The sequence below is a fragment of the Pseudoalteromonas sp. N1230-9 genome (assembly GCF_032716425.1).
GTDB lineage: Bacteria > Pseudomonadota > Gammaproteobacteria > Enterobacterales > Alteromonadaceae > Pseudoalteromonas.
In genome coordinates, this window is the sequence record NZ_CP090419.1 from 3,410,260 (window position 1) to 3,427,193 (window position 16,934).

Sequence of the window (16,934 nt, forward strand, 5' to 3'; positions counted from 1 at the left end):
CTTATTCCTTTAACGCTTAATCTTCAAAATACGTGTAGCCTGCAAGGCCGGCATTTAGTTCGGACAAATATTGTGCCTTATATTGCTCATCAATTGCCAGTTCACTGACCCTTTTTGCGAAGTTTTCAGCAAGAATTTCGCTATCATAATCAACAAACTTTAATACGTCCTTAACGCTATCACCTTTTATTGCATTCGTTAGCTGGTAGCCGCTGTCGGTGAGTTCCACATGAACCGAGTCAGTATCACCAAACAAGTTGTGTAAATCACCTAAAATTTCTTGATATGCCCCCACTAAGAACATCGCAATATGGTACTGCTGCCCCGGTTTATATTCAGGGATAGGTAGGCTGCTCTCAATCCCCGTGCCTTCAACATAATTACGGATTTGCCCATCAGAATCACAGGTAATATCTTGAATAATGGCGCGTTGGGTTAGTGGCTGATGTAAATTTTCAACAGGCATGACGGGGAATAACTGTTGAATCCCCCACACGTCTGGCAATGATTGAAACAATGAAAAGTTAACAAACAGTTTGTCAGCCAACTTTTCATTGAGATCATCGAGCACCTCACGATGCGCACGTGCATTTTCGCTAAGCGAAGCACGAACACGATGTAAAATAGTAAAATAAAGCTGCTCTAGCTTAGCCCACTCAAGCATGCTCAGTAAGCCGTGCACATATTGGTCGTGAGCTTCACTAAATAAATGCATAGCATCATGATAGATTTCTAAGGCCATACGGGGTGTTAAACGCTGTAAGCATTGCCACATATCTTCAAGCACTAACACACTATTTGTTTCTGGAGGCGCAGGGTTAGCATGATTAGGCGCACGCTCAACGTCAATCACGTCAGTAATCAATACCGCGTGGTGCGCAGTTAACGCACGACCCGACTCTGTAATAATAGCTGGATGTTTTAAGTCATGCTGTTGGCATACTTCAGCAAACGCATTCACAACATTACGTGCATACTCTTCAACACTATAATTCATTGAACATGCGCTACGTGAACCAGAGCCTTCATAGTCAACACCGAGTCCTCCACCAACATCAACGGTATTAAGAGGCACACCGAGTTGTGTTAGCTCAGCAAAGTGGCGGGCACATTCGCGTAACGCTCTATGAATGTCACGGATATTGGCAATTTGTGAACCGATATGAAAGTGCACTAGCTGCATCAGGTGTAATTTATTATGTGATTTTAATAACTCAACAGCCGAAAGCACCTGTCCCGCCGTTAAGCCGAACTTACCTTTTTCACCACCTGTGTTTTGCCACTTACCTTTACCCACGGAGTTTAAACGGATACGAATACCAATTGAGGGTTCAATACCTAAATCATCAATTTCAGTTAATAGCGTTGTTAACTCAGAAAGCTTCTCAACGACAATGTGAACTTTATGACCAAGGGCTTGACCTATGCAGGCTAGGCGCAAAAACTCACTGTCTTTGTAACCATTACAAACAATGGTAATAGGGTTTTGCGCAACACCCAAGATCGCCATTAATTCAGGTTTAGAACCTGCTTCTAAACCAACCAAGCCGCTTGGATGAGCCAGAAGTTTAGTTACCACAGAGCGCTGTTGGTTTACTTTAATTGGGTATACACAAGTATAACTACCTTGATAATCTCGTGCATCGCGTGCTTTGGTAAATGCACTCGTTAAAGTGCCAACACGATTTTGCAGAATATCGGTAAAACGCACTAGAACAGGTAATGTTAGACCTTGCTTTTTAAATTGTTCAGTCAGTTCAGATAAGGAAATCGCCGCCTTAGCTTGATCACCATCAGGGTAAGCAACCAGCTCTCCCTGCGCATTAATGTCAAAATAGCCGTCACTCCAATGAGCGACATTATACGTGTTGCGTGCTTTATCTAAACCCCAAGTCATGGCATTGTCTTCTGTAGTTTCTTTAATATAAACGCATATTTTAATACGCTACCCGCCACCACGCTAACAAAAAATACTGATTAGACCAAAGACAAGTCAAATTAAATGATGTTTATTATCTAAGTCCCCCTTAAAATTCCGAAAATAATAAACCTATCAGCTGTAGAATGAATAATATTAGGGTGCCGTTAGCTGGCCTTCATCTACACTCAAAACGCCTGTATAGGCTATGGGTGCCAGCTCTGGCTCACTTACGAGTAAAAGCGTGAAGGAGTACTGCTCAGCAACATCATTCAGTAACTGCCTGATCTCAGGGTGAGCAATAAACACCGGCAAATCGATTACCAATACCGCAGGTTGTATAAGTAGTGCTCTCGCTAATAAAATTCTGGCGACTAAGCTTTGTGGACAACCGCGTCCAAGCTCAGCAACTCGGCTATCTAGTAAAGATTCATTAAATCCTAATTTTGCAATGAATGCTTCAACCTCTGTACTTCGCTTTTTTCCCGTGCCGTATAAAATATTGCTGTAAATTGATCCCTTAAAAAGCTGAGAAAATTCATCAATAACAACAATCAACTGCTGTAAACGTCTAAAGTCTAGGTTTTCAAACCGTCTTCGACCTAACACTAAAAACCCAGAGACAGGTTCTAGTTGTTGCGCAAGAGCGCGACATAGCATTGACTTACCAGCTTGCCCACGAATTAAAATACGCTCGCCAGCAGCAATCACAGCATTACACTCTGGCATTGCACTCAAAATACGTAACTGACGTAGTTTTAAATCATAGCGTTGAAAACGCTTTAAACGATGCTCCGCACGCTTTGTTGTTAATGTGCAGCGATCATGAGCTAATTTTAAACGCTTTCGAGCAACATAAAAGTTAACCCAATCGGCCCAGCTTCTAATTAAATAATCGATACTCAATAAACATAGAGATAAAATAAGTACGCGAACTAAACTTGACCACGCCATTATGTTCATATCTTTTGAGTTCAGTACGATTAAAGTGGTCACTGTGAGTGGTGCTAAGCTTCGGCATATTAAAATACCTCCTCGCCAATACACAAGCTGCCATGCTAAATCACGTCCTCGACGATCAATACGCTTCACTTCTTTACCTTGATTCCTCATCCGAGCAACATTGAGATAACCAAAGCAACGCTCGCTCAAATGCCCACTTAAGCGACCACGACTAGTACGAATATTACCCGCGACCCGCAAAGCCCACAGCGTAATGGACGCAATAAAAGCAAACACTATAATCACAGCAAGTAGTACATCAAAAGCCAGTTTTTGATTCTGCATAAACAGCAGCCAACCAAAAACGATTAGCCCTATTCCTCCCATTTGTCCGTAAGCTAAGCCTCGTCCTGCAAAATGAGCAACACCATTGGCGTCACTTATTAAGCGGTTCATAGCCACGCCAAGACGGTTGGGCCCATGCTCTATATCTGCACTCAACATCCGCTGAAAAAGCGCATTACGATATGCTAAAACGAGTTTCTGTCCATTTTGCTCGGCAAGAACACTGAGGCAAAATCTGGCTACAAGATTAACTAAAACGCCCCCCAAAAGTGCTATGGTTAGCGAGAACACCTCGCTTTGCCAAGCATTTGAAAACCAAATTAACTTGTAGCTACTCGCTCCTACACTTAGCAATGCTAATAGAGTGAGGGATATAAGCCGCAACGGCCCAATCCCCGACAAAAATGTAGGAAATCCACTGTTCATACTAGGCTGTACCTGATGTGTAAGCGTCAGTTCCTAAAATATAACAAGCTGTTGTAGGGTCGCGTAAATCAGCTAAATCATACACAGTCATTCCTAATGCATTTGCCGCCTCACGTGTGGCTAATGGAGAAGCACAGATACGTCCACCAATTCCCTGCACATTGTATCCCTGGTTCACCAGCCAACTGGCACCACTTTGCGCCCCCATAGCTTCGCGTGCAGTAAATAAAACATTTGGAAAATGTTGTTTAAAGTCAGGACTTTCTAGAATCGCATTTGTTTCTTGTTGATAGATACCATCAGCCACTTCAATCACAATTGCAGTGCAACCCTTGCGTATTAGTTCTGCCGCTAGAACAGGATAAATTTGCTTCGCTTGTTCATTACCAATATTAAAACTTGTTGGATAACCTGCATCAGTAAAGTCAAGTACGTGCGCGGCACCTGAATCCTTCATTAGCCAAAGATCACCACCTGCTCCAGTGCCTGTAATCTTCATTGCCCCCACAGTGTGACCAGCAGCATTTAAACCATGAATTAAATGGGCCGCTGTGGTTGTTTTACCCGCATTCATCGAAGTACCAACCACCACCACGCTTGGCACACTATTGGCTACGAGTCCATATTGATGGCTGGGCAGTTTATAATCAGCGACATTTATAACCTGATCATGTTTATTGGTGATTAATCCTATTGGTTGAATAGCAGTGGGTACTGAAATGCGACTGTGCCAACCAAGCGCTAAACCAGCAATACCACCAGCAGCAACCATATGACAAGCATCTAAGTTATTGGGTACGGTCGCTTCAAATTGATCTGGAGCATAACGATTGCCAAAAGCGAGAATAATCTCATCACCTTCATATAAAGTTGCTTTACGACCATCAATTCGTTCTATTTTTGTGTGGTGACCAATCTCTGTCACTCTTGCTAATACAAGGTCACCACTTTTAGGTGACTGGTTTGTGTTTAATCCCTGCAAATCATTGCTGTCTACTCGGCGCGTTACAAAAGCACGCTTTGCAGACTGAAGGCGCTGTGACATAGTGTAAGATGATGCTGACATAATATAATTCCTATACATTAAGTGACTATAATTGGCCTCATTGCCAATCAATGAGTGCATCTTAAAAGCATCACCCTGACAGCTATGTTATATACCCAGTAAGCTTGCTGTAATATTCAAAAAAGACATTACAAATCAAATAAATAACTATTTATTTTTTATTAAAATAATAAATTAGTAAACCTAAGTGGTGACTGTAAGGTTGTTGTAAGCTAAGGCTAAGTATACTCCTTTGTTGCTATCTTCTTTTTTAGGCGGGCTATGTCGTTATCCAACAATAAACAATGCCATTTTATCCCTTTAGCAATCGTTTTATTTTTGCTGACAGGGTTCGCTTATGGTCAAGATGAGCAGTGCACAGTTCAAAGCAACACTCCCTCAGCGAAAGTTTTTTATCGCTTTATTAAAAAGTTTAAAGCTGAAGACTTATTAAATGGGGAGACTCTTTTGAAATCAAATGTGCAGCAACTCGACTGTCAACCAGTCTTTAAGGTCAAAATTGTTAATCGTAGTGGTGATGTCAGTCATCGTTATTACCAAACCGACACCTTTGAGTTGATATTAGATGATAGTAAAAAGCAATGGGATCCCATCAACCGTGTTTTTCAAGAATTAGATAAACTGGTTGGTGATAAGAGTAGCAGCAAGGAACAACCATAAAAGGAAGCAATATGCGCGCGTTAGTCGTTGAAGATAATACTCAAGCTGCCGAGCAAATTAGTCACGCATTAACTGAACATGGATTTGCAGTCGATCAATGTCATGATGGTGAAGAAGCGTGGTTTATAGGTGATACGGAAGAATATGATATCGCTATTTTAGATATTGGCTTGCCAAAACGTGATGGCTTAAGTGTCTTATCTGATTGGCGAAGAAATGGTAATAAAATGCCCGTTATTATCTTAACCGCCCGTGATACATGGCGTGAGCGGGTAACAGGGTTAAGAGCTGGCGCAGATGATTACTTAATCAAACCATTTGAAATGGAAGAATTACTCGCACGCGTAGAAGCCCTTGTTAGGCGCAGCAATGGCCATGCTAGCAGCGTTTTAAGTGCCGGTTCTTTGGAATTAGATACCGCAACTCAACGTGCGACACTGGCAGGAACTCATCTTGATCTAAGCGCATTAGAATATCGTTTACTCGCCTACTTAATGAATAGACAGAATCAGGTTGTCTCCAAAGCAACACTGACAGAGCATTTATATCAAATGGACTTTGAACATAACTCAAATGTTATTGAAGTTTTGGTCAACCGTGTACGTAAAAAGCTAGGCACCACGCATATTCAAACCCGACGCGGACAAGGATATCTTCTCAATGCCGACGAATAAAACTTACTCGTTACGCGGTCGTTTAATCCAGCGCATGATCATTTTCATGATAATTGCGCTGAGTGTGTTATCGGTGGCACTAGTCATGCTTTTCGACTCATATATAGAGCGACGATTTGACCGAACGCTAACAAATAAATCAAACTCGTTATTGGCTGCCACACAGTTCACCGCATCTGGGGAGTTACAGCTGGATCACATCTCTGCGGCAGCGCGATTTCAAGAACCTTTATCTGGTTGGTATTGGCAAGTCATTCATCAAGGTGAGGTAAAACAGCAATCAGCTTCTTTATATGCCGACGCCCCGTTTCCTTTAATTGCTGAGCATAATAACCCGCAGCTAACTTTTATTGAATTTGAAGGACCAACAGGCTTAGCCTTACGAGGGGCCATTCGTCGTGTTCATTTTCAAGCTATCGATCAAACGGTATTCATCATTGTCAGTGGTCCAAAAGATGATATTCATAGTGATGTAATTGCTTTTGCAACACGCTTAATAGTCGCGTTTGCACTTTTAGGCTTAGTATTTGCCAGCCTTTTACTCTGGCAACTAAAAAAAATGCTTCATCCGATAAAAGAGTTACAACGAGGAATTCGCGCCATTCGAGATGGACAGCAAGACTCCTTGACTTTATCTCTTCCGAATGAGCTTGATGAAGTACAAACTGAACTTAATCATTTGCTACAAAATAATAAAGAAATATTAGAACGAGCTCGTTTGCAAGCATCGAATCTCGCTCATGCTTTGAAAAATCCAATTTCAGTGCTGAAGAATCATGCAAATCAGTTACCTCAAAGCGACGCAAAAATCATTCTCGAACAAGCTGAAAAGCTGAGTCAAAGCACGCATAGCCACTTGGCACGCGCTCGTTTGGCGGGCTCATTTGAAAAACTGGCAGCAAGAACCAATGTCGCAGACACACTCAGTGAGCTGATTTTTAGCCTTGAGCTTTTATATAAGCAAAAAGGCTTGAAAATAGATTTCTCTTGCCACCCTCATCTGCAATTTAATGGCGATAACCATGATCTTGATGAGGTCTTAGGGAATCTAATCGATAATGCCTGTAAATGGGCCATACAACGTGTATTTATTAAAGCAACACATGTTGAGCGAGGCATAGAAATATGCATAGAAGATGACGGCCCAGGTATTCCAATCACTGAACGCCAAACTGTGTTTGCTCCTGGCAAGCGCTTAGATGAAACAACACAAGGCAGTGGCTTAGGCCTCAATATAGTTCAAGATATTGTTCTACTGTATGGCGGCACTATTTCCTTGTATGACAGTACACTTTCAAAAACAGGTTTAGGTATCACTTTGCTACTACCTGGCACGCATATAATCATGGATTGACACTCGGAGTTCTTATGAAACAATTAATCTTATCAATTGCTTTATTTACCCTAACTGGATGCCAGCTCACTGAATTAATTAAAGATCCTGGGACAATTGAAACACAACTGAAAAAACAGCATGCCTTAGCAGCATTGGCGATCAACGAAGAGCTTGATCTGTTTTTAAGTGATCAAGGTCGTCAGCACCTGTTTCGTGAGTTGGCTCATAGCCTAAAAAAACCCACACACAGTAAAATAGTTAATCAAGACTCAGTGACTAAAACTCGCTGGACGGCAACCATCGACGACACCACTTTACAAGCCTTTCAGCTACAACGTGTTGGTCAAGAAAGTATAAAAACCAATTTTGAACTCATGTTTCTTGATATACCGGTGATTAGCAAAAATAAAATATCTCTTTTTCAGGCGCCATCGCCTGATTCAGCACCAATGGGTCAAATTGCCAAGAATGAATTAGTGAAAGTGCTAGCCTTAGAGCTTAATGAAGAATGGGCATTAATTGAGCGAGATAACCAGCTCATCGGCTATGCAAAATATGCCGATTTTGAAAATACAATCAAAAAGCGAGATTTTCTAAACAGCCGTCCGTATGAGCTAAAAGTAACATATGATAACGATCTAACCCGCGATGGCTATGTATTACCTATTCACCACATTTTTGGGTTAGCGCAGTGCCGCATTGTTAAATTACAATTTAAGCGCCAAGCGATACAACAGCAGCGCACTATCAATTTATGCCAAAAAACACCTGATGTTTGGTTTATTGATCCTCACCACGATAGCGCAACCACAGCCAATTAATAACCTGACACTCACCTTACAACGCCTCTAAGTATTTTGTCAGGATAGGTTTTTTACTATGTCTCTTATTTATTTAATAAGAGACAAAACATGCGATACTCATACACTATTTTCCCTGTAACCCTACTACTCACAAGTGCACAAGTCAGCAGCAGTGACATACAATTAAAAGACTTAATAAATGAGCTTGATATTTCACCTTACGCTAATTTAAAAATTGCCGCGACTTATAGCAATAAGCAAGAAAAAACAAATGAACGGTCAAACCGTTCTTCTCAACAGTGGCAATTAAAAGATAATGCCAGTAAAGCAGGAGTTAAATTTAATTACCCTGTTGCCCAAAGCAAGATCTACGGTCGTTATGAATTGGGAACCAATGCTAATACTGATGACACGCCCTTTTTTAAAACTCGGCAAGCCTATTTAGGTGTACGCACCCAATGGGGGAAACTACAGTATGGGCAACAAAATGCGATTGTAAAAAACTACGACAACTTTGACCGTAGCCACCGTGTGGGCGCATCGGTTCATTTAACAAAAGACGAGTTAAACACCAAACGCCCTTCTCATACCATGCAATATCACACTCGCTTTGATGAGTTTCGCCTTTCAGGTCAATACAACTTCAGCCGCACACTGGAAAATAGACCGCAATTGAGAATTGGTAGCCAGCGATTGAGGGTCAAAGATACTAAGCTAGATTACGGGGTTGGACTAGGTATTCATTACACAGGTCTCAAAAATATCGAGCTTGAAGCTGGTTATCAAGCCAGCTATTACGAACAAGCCAAGTATCATACCCACATCGCTTCTGCTAAATGGCAAGCAAGCTCAAATTTGCAAGTTTCTATTTATGGCGCAACACACTCACTCAAAGACTTACAAAAATCTAAAACCGCAGAATCTCGACACTACGCACTTGGCGCTCGTTATCGTTTATTTGACCAGCACCGAATCTATGGCAGTCTAGAGTATGCTTATGGCGCTAATGACATAAAAGGAGCGAAGCAACGCGCCCTTGTCATTGGTAACGACTATCGATTTGCATCGCAAAAACACGCTTATGTAGAAATTCGAAAACGTTATTTCGATGCTGATAAGGCTGATGATATTAATGTGGCTCTTGGCATTAATATTAAATTTTAATTAGTCTTACTATTTGGATAATGGTTTATTTTTGTAATGCCTGTAGTTTATTGTTTTATATAATTATTAATTGTTTATCTCGATAAAACGACACAACCTTTATCACGATTAAAAAGGTGCCAACTACAAGGTGAAGAAAAATTTTCGCTATACTGATTAAAATTTGATTGAGCAATTGGCCAAGCACTGGCAGAATTGCACCCCTTTTTTACCATTAACCAAAAGTGTATAAGCAAGATGGCTAATTTAGATCAAAACAACTGGTTCACTGAAATTAGTGACCGTGATGGTAGTGCCTTTTCACTTCGCATAAACAAAAAGCTTGATGAACAGCAGTCACCATTTCAAAAAGTAGAAATGTATGAAACGACTGACTTTGGTAATCTTATGATTATTGATGGCTGCACTATGGTAAGTAGCCGTGAAAACTTTTTCTATCACGAAATGATCAGCCATCCAGCATTGCTTGCACACCCCGCTCCTAAAAATGTAGTTATCATTGGTGGTGGCGACTGTGGAACATTGCGCGAAGTATTAAAGCACCCAGGTGTTGAAAGCGTGACGCAAATTGATATTGATGAAGTCGTGACACAAATGTCACTAAAATATTTCCCAGAATTATGTGAATCAAACCAAGATCCACGCGCCACTGTGATGTTTGACGACGGTATCAAATACATGCGTGAAGCTGCACCTGAGTCAATCGATGTTGTGATTGTAGACGGTACAGACCCTGTTGGTCCGGGTGAAGGTTTATTTAACCATGCTTTTTATACTAGCTGTTTAACGGCCTTGCGCCCTGGTGGTATCTTAATTCAACAAAGTGAATCACCGCTTATGCACATGCCACTGTTAGTAGAAATGCGCGACGCGATGACTGAAGTTGGTTTTAATGACCTGCAAACACTGCCTTTCCCACAACCAATCTACCCAAGTGGTTTATGGTCAGTGACGCTTGCGCGTAAATCAGAAGCTTTCAATGGTTTTCGTGAAAACGATGCTAATACTCTTTCACAAAGCACAGAATACTATAACGCAGGCATTCACCACGGTGCATTAGCCACACCAAATTATATGAAACGTGCTTTTGAGAAAAAGTAGTTTTACCTAAATTGAAAAGGGCTCAATGAGCCCTTTTTTGTTACCAATTGGTTTTAAACCTTAAATCGATTAACTAAATGATTAAGCTCATTAGTTAATTGGCTCATACGATTAGCCACCTCTTGAGTCGAGCTTGCTAAGCCTCCGCCTTGCTGAGTTTGATCGTTTAAGTCTGACAAGTTTTGACTTATTTCATCAGCCACTGCGGTTTGCTCTTCAGTTGCTTGCGCCGTCTGCATTGCCATGTCGTTGACTTTCACTGATGATTCTTGCATCAGGTTTAATACATCATTTGTTTGCGTGAATGATTCAACCGCTTCATCGGCATAACGCTTACCACTATTGATAGCCTGTAGTGATTGCTCCACACTTGCTGCAAACTGCTCAACCATCGTTTGTATGTCATTCGTGCTGTCTTGCGTTCGCGTTGCAAGGGTACGTACTTCATCTGCTACAACAGCAAACCCACGGCCTTGTTCGCCTGCTCGAGCAGCCTCAATGGCCGCATTCAAAGCGAGTAAATTTGTTTGCTCAGCAATGGCACGTATTACTTCAAGTACTTTGGCAATATTATCTGAGCTTTGTTGTAACTCTGTAGAGCGTTGGCTTGCATGCTCCATATTTTCGGATAATGCGATAATTTTTCTGCTTGAGTTATCAACTGCCGACAAACCCTGCTTGGCAAGCTGTTGTGAGTTATCAGCCTCATGGGATGAGTTTTGCGCTACATTTGCCACTTCACGGCTAGCGACACTCATTTCATGTACTGCGCTGACAATCGACTCAGATGCTTGGCTGAGCTTTTGATTAACTTGATGGTTTTGATTAGCAAAACTGCCTAAGTCGTTACCTAAGTCATTTAACTCTTTAGCTTGTTCTAAAATGTCTTTAATCAACTGCTGCAAATTATCTAAAAAGCGGTTGAAAGCAGTCGCAAGCTCAGCAAATTCGTCTTGTGTTTTTACATTAATTCGCCCCGTTAAATCACCATCTCCAGAAGCGATTTCATTAATGCGCTCGGTGACATAATTAATTTGTGTAGTTAATTGACGCGGTACAAAATAACTAAACCAACCTGCAATGGCTAATACAACGGCGATCATGATCATTAACATCACTTTAAAGCTAATCACTTTGCTCATCAGCTTCTCGGTTTCAGCTTGTGAGGTTTTATCTGCCGCTTCCCCCGCTTTATCAAGGATATCTCGAAGCGCTGAAAATGCGCGCTCAGCGTTTTGTTTTTTCTCGCTACTCAATGAATCATTTATGTAAGAAGTGGATGCTGAAAACCATGAATCAAAGGCTTTATTAAAACCACCAAATTGTCTTGTTACCTCAGGATAGGCAGACATATAAGATAGATACTGTTTGAAACGATCAGCCACTTGATTTGCATTTTCTTGATGATCATCTAAATAAGCTTTATCACCTTTATCTGTGGTCACTAAGTGAAGTTCAGCCACTTTTGCTTGGTATAAATCTCTGTCTGCATTTACGACTACTGATACAGCATTAACAAACCGCTCTGACTGTGCGTCTATTGCTACTCTTTGTAAGTTTATTAAGTAGGTGTAACCTGCTATCAAGATCACAATAGCAATTGCGAGTAAAACGATAGGCAGTGAACTTTTGACACGTATGCTATGTAATTTCATACATTTTCCTAATCAAATTCTTAATCAGCATATTTGTAAGAGCTTAGCTGAAATACATTAAAAGTGTATGAAGTTAAAAGCGCCAATGTGCAGAAAGCATAAATTGTTGTTGTGAATTGCGCTCATTAAATCCCATACTTGGTCTATTTTGAGCGTCACTGCTCAGTACTGAATATTCAGCACCCACTTGCCACTGTGTTGACAACTGATATCGCCAACTAGCGGTTAAAGCTTCTCCTCGGCTTTGGTTAGGATCAAACACCCAATCATCATGATCACTAACCTTAAAGTAATCATACCTAATTGTGAGACGATGCTGGTCTAACTTGTGGCTTAACATAATAAAATGACTGTAAAAACTATTGTTTACGCCTCGGTTTTTACCCATTGCGGTCTTACCATCTAAGAGCTGCATAATAATGCGTGTCTGCTTGGTAAACTTGTACAACCACGCAGCACTCAAAAAGCGCGTATCCCAAGCATACTGACCGGTACGCGTATTTATTGCACTTGGATCACCATTGTTATCATAGTAGTAGATACGAAATTGTGAGCGCTTTTGATAATCCCAATGTGCGCCAACATAGTAACCAAACCGACCATCGACTTCTTCAAAAGGCTGCACATAGTCGGCCTGCTTGATGAGCTGTGAATTAGAAAAAGATGCTGGCACAGAAAAGTCGATACGCTCATTAAATGTTGTTTGCCTATCATGAAGTGCAAAACCACGCCAAGACAACAGCGTTCCTGCAGGATCGTTACCTTTAAAAACCGCTGCAACGGCCTCAAAACTATGGTCACTACGAAACTGTCGACCTGGGCGCTTTATACTTGTTTCCACACCAAAAGTACGAACTTCTTCACCTAACCAACTATTAATGGCTGAGTTGGTGTAGTTATAAGGCGACATCCAGCCACTTTGTGGGTTCTCAAGCGACATTTTCGGATAAAAACCACCCGCTTTAACAGCTAACTTATAACGACTTTCTGTCAACGGCTGGTATTGTAGATAAGCTTGGCTAAAACCAATTGTCATAGAAGGGTCAGCATGAACATTAACAGTTGTGTGCACAGACCAATCTCTATCTAACTCTAAGCGACTGCTGAGCATCGCTTGAGAAAGACGAATACCATCATGGTCATTATCATAGCGATATAAACCAATACCGGTACGCTGGTAGCTGGCTAATTGATCGCCTTTTAGTGCGGATATTGCGATTAATCCTTCATGCTCTGCAAGTACAGAGCTAGGTAAACCAACAAGCACAGAGCACAGTACTACTTGCCACTTATTCATAGTCATCGAACTCGTCACTGCTTAATTCAAGTGCTGGTAAAAGCGCCTGCTTTAATTGATAACGTAACACACTGTTTTTGCTATTAAACGAAGTAATTTCTGGTTCGCTAATGTCAGACAACCGATCATGCCATATCGCTAACTCAAACGTCCCTTCGGGGAGATCTAAATCAACAAAACCTTGTTCATCAGTTTGCGCAAATGATGGACTATCAACCACAACAATATAACCCAGCATCCAGTCATGAATATTACATCCGAGTTCAACAACCCCTGTCTGCTCAAAACGAACCGGCTTTTCAGGTTTATCTCGGTAAAGTTTTAATTCGAAGTGTTTTGCTTTAGAAAATGAATACACATGGTGCATGATAGAATCTAAGTTCGGAAACTCAACATTCGCCCCTTTAGGCACCACTAATACATGAGGAGAAAAAGCTCTATTTTCTTGGCTCATGGTGTAACTAGCTTCCGTTGATGGACTTTGAGAATGGTCTTTCAACCAAACAACAGCATTAGCAACAGGCTGACTGTTTTGGTCAACAACTTGAATTTTCTGTGCCATAAGTGTTGGACTAAAGGTAAGTAATAACAGGATTATTCTTATCATTTTTGATGAACCTTTTCATATGCTTGGCTTTTTAAAATCAGTGCGTACTTTGCTGAATACGTATGCAGATACCTCGTATTAACACGCAAGTCAATTTATGCTTATTGTGACAACAATTCACAATCATAAGCCGCCAAGGAACAACAATGCGATTTACAGCTTTAATGTTAGCAGCCTTTTCAGGTACTTGCCTAGCACAAACCACGACTGTCAGCTCTCCTGATGGGCAAATAAAAGTCACGATTTCCGATGAACAACACGCACCTAGCTACGAAGTTAGCTTTGCAGGTAAACAAATTATTGCAAACTCTGCGCTGGGCTTGGTGTTCAAGCAACAACCAGCAATGAGCGAAGGCTACAAAATTAGCAGCCAGACAACTGATTCTGTAAAAAGCAGCTGGGAGCAACCTTGGGGTGAACGCCAAATTGTTGTTGATAACCACAATGAAGTGGCTGTTACATTTAAAAAGCCACAACCTCAAGGCGGCACATTTACAGTGCGCTTTCGTGCTTTTAACGACGGGGTTGGCTTTCGATACGAATTACCAAAGCAAGCAGGCTTTGAAGATATAGAGATCACAAAAGAACTCACTGAGTTTGCTATCACAGATTCATCAGATGCAACGGCTTGGTGGATACCTGCACGCGGTTGGAATCGCTATGAATATGTTTATAACACCACACCATTACATAAAGCGGCACTGGTACACACACCATTTACCTTAAAAAACAAAGATGGCATCCATATTAGTATTCACGAAGCTGCCCTTGTTGACTATGCTGGCATGGTGCTAAATCAACGCCGTGACGGTACTTTTCAAGCCGATTTAACACCTTGGTCTGATGGCGTAGCAGTTAAGAAGCACGGCGCATTTAATACTCCTTGGCGTACTATTCAAATTGGTGATGAAGCTGTTGATTTAATTAACTCAGATATAATCTTAAATCTAAACGAACCAAATAAACTTGGTGATGTATCGTGGGTTAAACCTGGCAAATACGTCGGTATTTGGTGGGGTATGCATATCAATGAAAATACGTGGGGTAGCGGTAAGATTCATGGTGCTACAACCGCAAACACTAAATACTATATGGACTTTGCAGCTAAGTATGGCTTCGATGGCGTACTCGTCGAGGGCTGGAATATTGGCTGGGATGGCGACTGGTTCTATAACGGTGATGTATTTAGCTTCACACAGCCTTATGATGACTTCGACATTGAGGAATTAACTCGCTATGGCAAAGAAAAAGGCGTGCAATTAATCGGGCACCACGAAACATCAGGTAACGTTACCAACTACCGCAATCAAATGGAAGATGCGTTTGCGCTGTACGAAAAATCAAATGTGAGCCAAGTAAAAACAGGTTACGTTGCTGACGGCGGCAACATAAAGCGTATTGATGAAAACGGTATTGTGCGTAAAGAATGGCACGATAGTCAGTTTATGGTAAACGAATACCTATATAACGTAAAACTGGCTGCAAAACATAAGATTAGCATTAATACTCACGAACCAATCAAAGATACTGGCCTGCGCCGTACATACCCAAACTGGATAACCCGAGAAGGTGCGCGCGGACAAGAGTTTAATGCATGGGGAACCCCTCCAAACCCACCAGAGCACATTCCTATGCTTGCCTTCACTCGCATGCTGGCAGGCCCAATGGACTTTACGCCAGGTATTTTTGATATGGGCTTTAACGGTTTAGGTGCCGATACCAACCGCCCACAAACAACCCTAGCGAAGCAATTAGCGCTATATGTTGTAATGTACAGCCCAATTCAAATGGCGGCAGATTTGCCACGTAACTACTTAGCGAAACCAGATGCATTCCAATTTATTCAAGATGTACCAACTGACTGGCAACAAAGTATTGCACTACAAGGCGAAGTTGGCGATTACGTTGTGTTTGCACGTAAAGAGCGCAAGCGTGATCAATACTCAGGTAACGACTGGTATCTAGGTGCTGTTACAGACGAACAAGCCCGCACTTTAGAAGTGAAGTTAGACTTCTTAGATAAAGGTAAAAAGTTTGAAGCGCAAATCTACCGCGATGGTGACAAAGCACAGTGGGTAAATAACCCTTACGACTTAAAAGTAGAAAAACGCATTGTTAGCGCCGATGATAAGCTAACGTTAAAGCTTGCTACCAGCGGCGGCACATCGATTCGTTTTAAAGCAATCTAAGCTGTAAGTTTTAAGCTTCAAGAAAAAAGAGCGCGGCATTTGATGTCGCGCTTTTTTATTGTTTTGAGAAATAGGAGGACTAGTAATGGCTATGGTTACTTGCAAATCACCTTTCTCAAAGGTAAATTTTTTGAATGATTACTCAGGTAAGTAAAGAATGGACCCTTTAGAAAGACTTGCACAGAGAAATACCGCACATAAAACAGCTCGTAAAAAAGAAAAGCGTGAATTACTTTGGCATATTCCGATCACTGTAATCAGTATTTTAACTTATATGTCTATTTACATCTTTTTAGTGACTGACGACATAAACCCGAATGATTTGCCAATAACTGTAAAGCCAGTATGGGTGGTTTCAAATCTACTAACTCTGGGGCTAGGTGCCACGCTCTTTGTAAGCAGTATTGCGTTTTTAGTATTTCTATATTTTTTAACGAAATATATAAAGGTAAATATTTTAAAGCTCAAAGTGGCAACTATAACTGCTATGCTATTTCTGGTTAGTGTATCTTTTTTTGCACTTGGCAATTTTTGTAACAGCTTAATTTATAAAAATAAAATTTTAATTGCCGAGTTCATGCATTTTGGCTTTTATGAACCACCGACTCTCATTCAGATGGCTTTAAACTGGCTAACTATCTTAATAGTTATCTTGCTACTTTCTTTAAATTTCATCATTGCTTCAGCCCCCTTCAAAGCAAGAAAGCACTTTAAAACTAGTTTTATTGATAACTCATAACTGTGGCAACTT

Annotated in this window: 14 protein-coding genes; 8 read left to right on the forward strand and 6 right to left on the reverse strand. The window is 41.1% G+C overall.

The features are described 5' to 3' along the window. Positions 1 to 16: 16 nt before the first annotated feature. The 3 genes from speA to LY624_RS16010 all read right to left on the reverse strand — a co-directional run bounded on the left by speA (position 17) and on the right by LY624_RS16010 (position 4,697). Positions 17 to 1,897, reverse strand: coding sequence for a biosynthetic arginine decarboxylase (gene speA / locus LY624_RS16000; RefSeq protein WP_341803452.1), 1,881 nt, complete (start codon positions 1,895 to 1,897; stop codon positions 17 to 19). 177 nt (positions 1,898 to 2,074) lie between these two features. Then, positions 2,075 to 3,631: an ABC transporter ATP-binding protein gene (locus LY624_RS16005; RefSeq protein ID WP_341803453.1), complete on the reverse strand. Its 1,557-nt coding sequence runs from the start codon at positions 3,629 to 3,631 to the stop codon at positions 2,075 to 2,077. A 1-nt stretch (position 3,632) separates the two neighbouring features. Then, entirely contained in the window at positions 3,633 to 4,697 is a 1,065-nt protein-coding gene (locus LY624_RS16010; RefSeq protein ID WP_237114556.1) for a molybdopterin guanine dinucleotide synthesis B family protein, read from the reverse strand. 261 nt (positions 4,698 to 4,958) lie between these two features. Between LY624_RS16010 and LY624_RS16015 the strand changes: the two genes are divergently transcribed. The 6 genes from LY624_RS16015 (at position 4,959) to speE (ending at position 10,435) form a co-directional block, all read left to right on the forward strand. Then, positions 4,959 to 5,357: a hypothetical protein gene (locus LY624_RS16015; protein WP_130149141.1), complete on the forward strand. Its 399-nt coding sequence runs from the start codon at positions 4,959 to 4,961 to the stop codon at positions 5,355 to 5,357. A gap of 11 nt (positions 5,358 to 5,368) precedes the next feature. Continuing rightward, positions 5,369 to 6,031: a response regulator transcription factor gene (locus LY624_RS16020; RefSeq protein ID WP_130149142.1), complete on the forward strand. Its 663-nt coding sequence runs from the start codon at positions 5,369 to 5,371 to the stop codon at positions 6,029 to 6,031. Beyond that, positions 6,018 to 7,385, forward strand: a complete 1,368-nt coding sequence (locus tag LY624_RS16025; protein ID WP_341803454.1) for an ATP-binding protein — start codon at positions 6,018 to 6,020, stop codon at positions 7,383 to 7,385. Before LY624_RS16020 ends, LY624_RS16025 begins: the two co-directional genes overlap by 14 nt. A gap of 14 nt (positions 7,386 to 7,399) precedes the next feature. Continuing rightward, a complete protein-coding gene (locus LY624_RS16030; RefSeq protein WP_341803455.1) occupies positions 7,400 to 8,188 on the forward strand; it encodes an SH3 domain-containing protein in 789 nt (262 codons plus the stop codon). Positions 8,189 to 8,278: 90 nt separating this feature from the next. After that, on the forward strand, positions 8,279 to 9,334 hold the full coding sequence (locus LY624_RS16035; protein WP_341803456.1) for a porin: 1,056 nt from the start codon (positions 8,279 to 8,281) through the stop codon (positions 9,332 to 9,334). Between the two features lie 237 nt (positions 9,335 to 9,571). Continuing rightward, positions 9,572 to 10,435: a polyamine aminopropyltransferase gene (gene speE, locus LY624_RS16040; RefSeq protein ID WP_130149146.1), complete on the forward strand. Its 864-nt coding sequence runs from the start codon at positions 9,572 to 9,574 to the stop codon at positions 10,433 to 10,435. Between the two features lie 53 nt (positions 10,436 to 10,488). Here speE and LY624_RS16045 read toward each other — a convergent pair whose 3' ends face one another. From LY624_RS16045 to LY624_RS16055, 3 genes are all read right to left on the reverse strand, one after another. Beyond that, positions 10,489 to 12,090 carry a methyl-accepting chemotaxis protein gene (locus LY624_RS16045; RefSeq protein ID WP_341803457.1) on the reverse strand — a complete coding sequence of 534 codons (1,602 nt, stop codon included), beginning with the start codon at positions 12,088 to 12,090 and terminating at the stop codon, positions 10,489 to 10,491. Positions 12,091 to 12,163: 73 nt separating this feature from the next. After that, on the reverse strand, positions 12,164 to 13,393 hold the full coding sequence (locus LY624_RS16050) for a hypothetical protein (RefSeq protein WP_341803458.1): 1,230 nt from the start codon (positions 13,391 to 13,393) through the stop codon (positions 12,164 to 12,166). Continuing rightward, entirely contained in the window at positions 13,380 to 13,994 is a 615-nt protein-coding gene (locus LY624_RS16055; protein ID WP_341803459.1) for a methylamine utilization protein, read from the reverse strand. Before LY624_RS16055 ends, LY624_RS16050 begins: the two co-directional genes overlap by 14 nt. A gap of 146 nt (positions 13,995 to 14,140) precedes the next feature. Between LY624_RS16055 and LY624_RS16060 the strand changes: the two genes are divergently transcribed. Together LY624_RS16060 and LY624_RS16065 are read left to right on the forward strand one after the other, a co-directional pair. After that, complete coding sequence (locus tag LY624_RS16060; protein ID WP_341803460.1) at positions 14,141 to 16,183, forward strand: glycoside hydrolase family 97 protein; 2,043 nt, start codon at positions 14,141 to 14,143, stop codon at positions 16,181 to 16,183. Between the two features lie 157 nt (positions 16,184 to 16,340). Continuing rightward, positions 16,341 to 16,922 carry a hypothetical protein gene (locus LY624_RS16065; RefSeq protein ID WP_341803461.1) on the forward strand — a complete coding sequence of 194 codons (582 nt, stop codon included), beginning with the start codon at positions 16,341 to 16,343 and terminating at the stop codon, positions 16,920 to 16,922. The last annotated feature ends 12 nt before the right edge of the window (positions 16,923 to 16,934 follow it).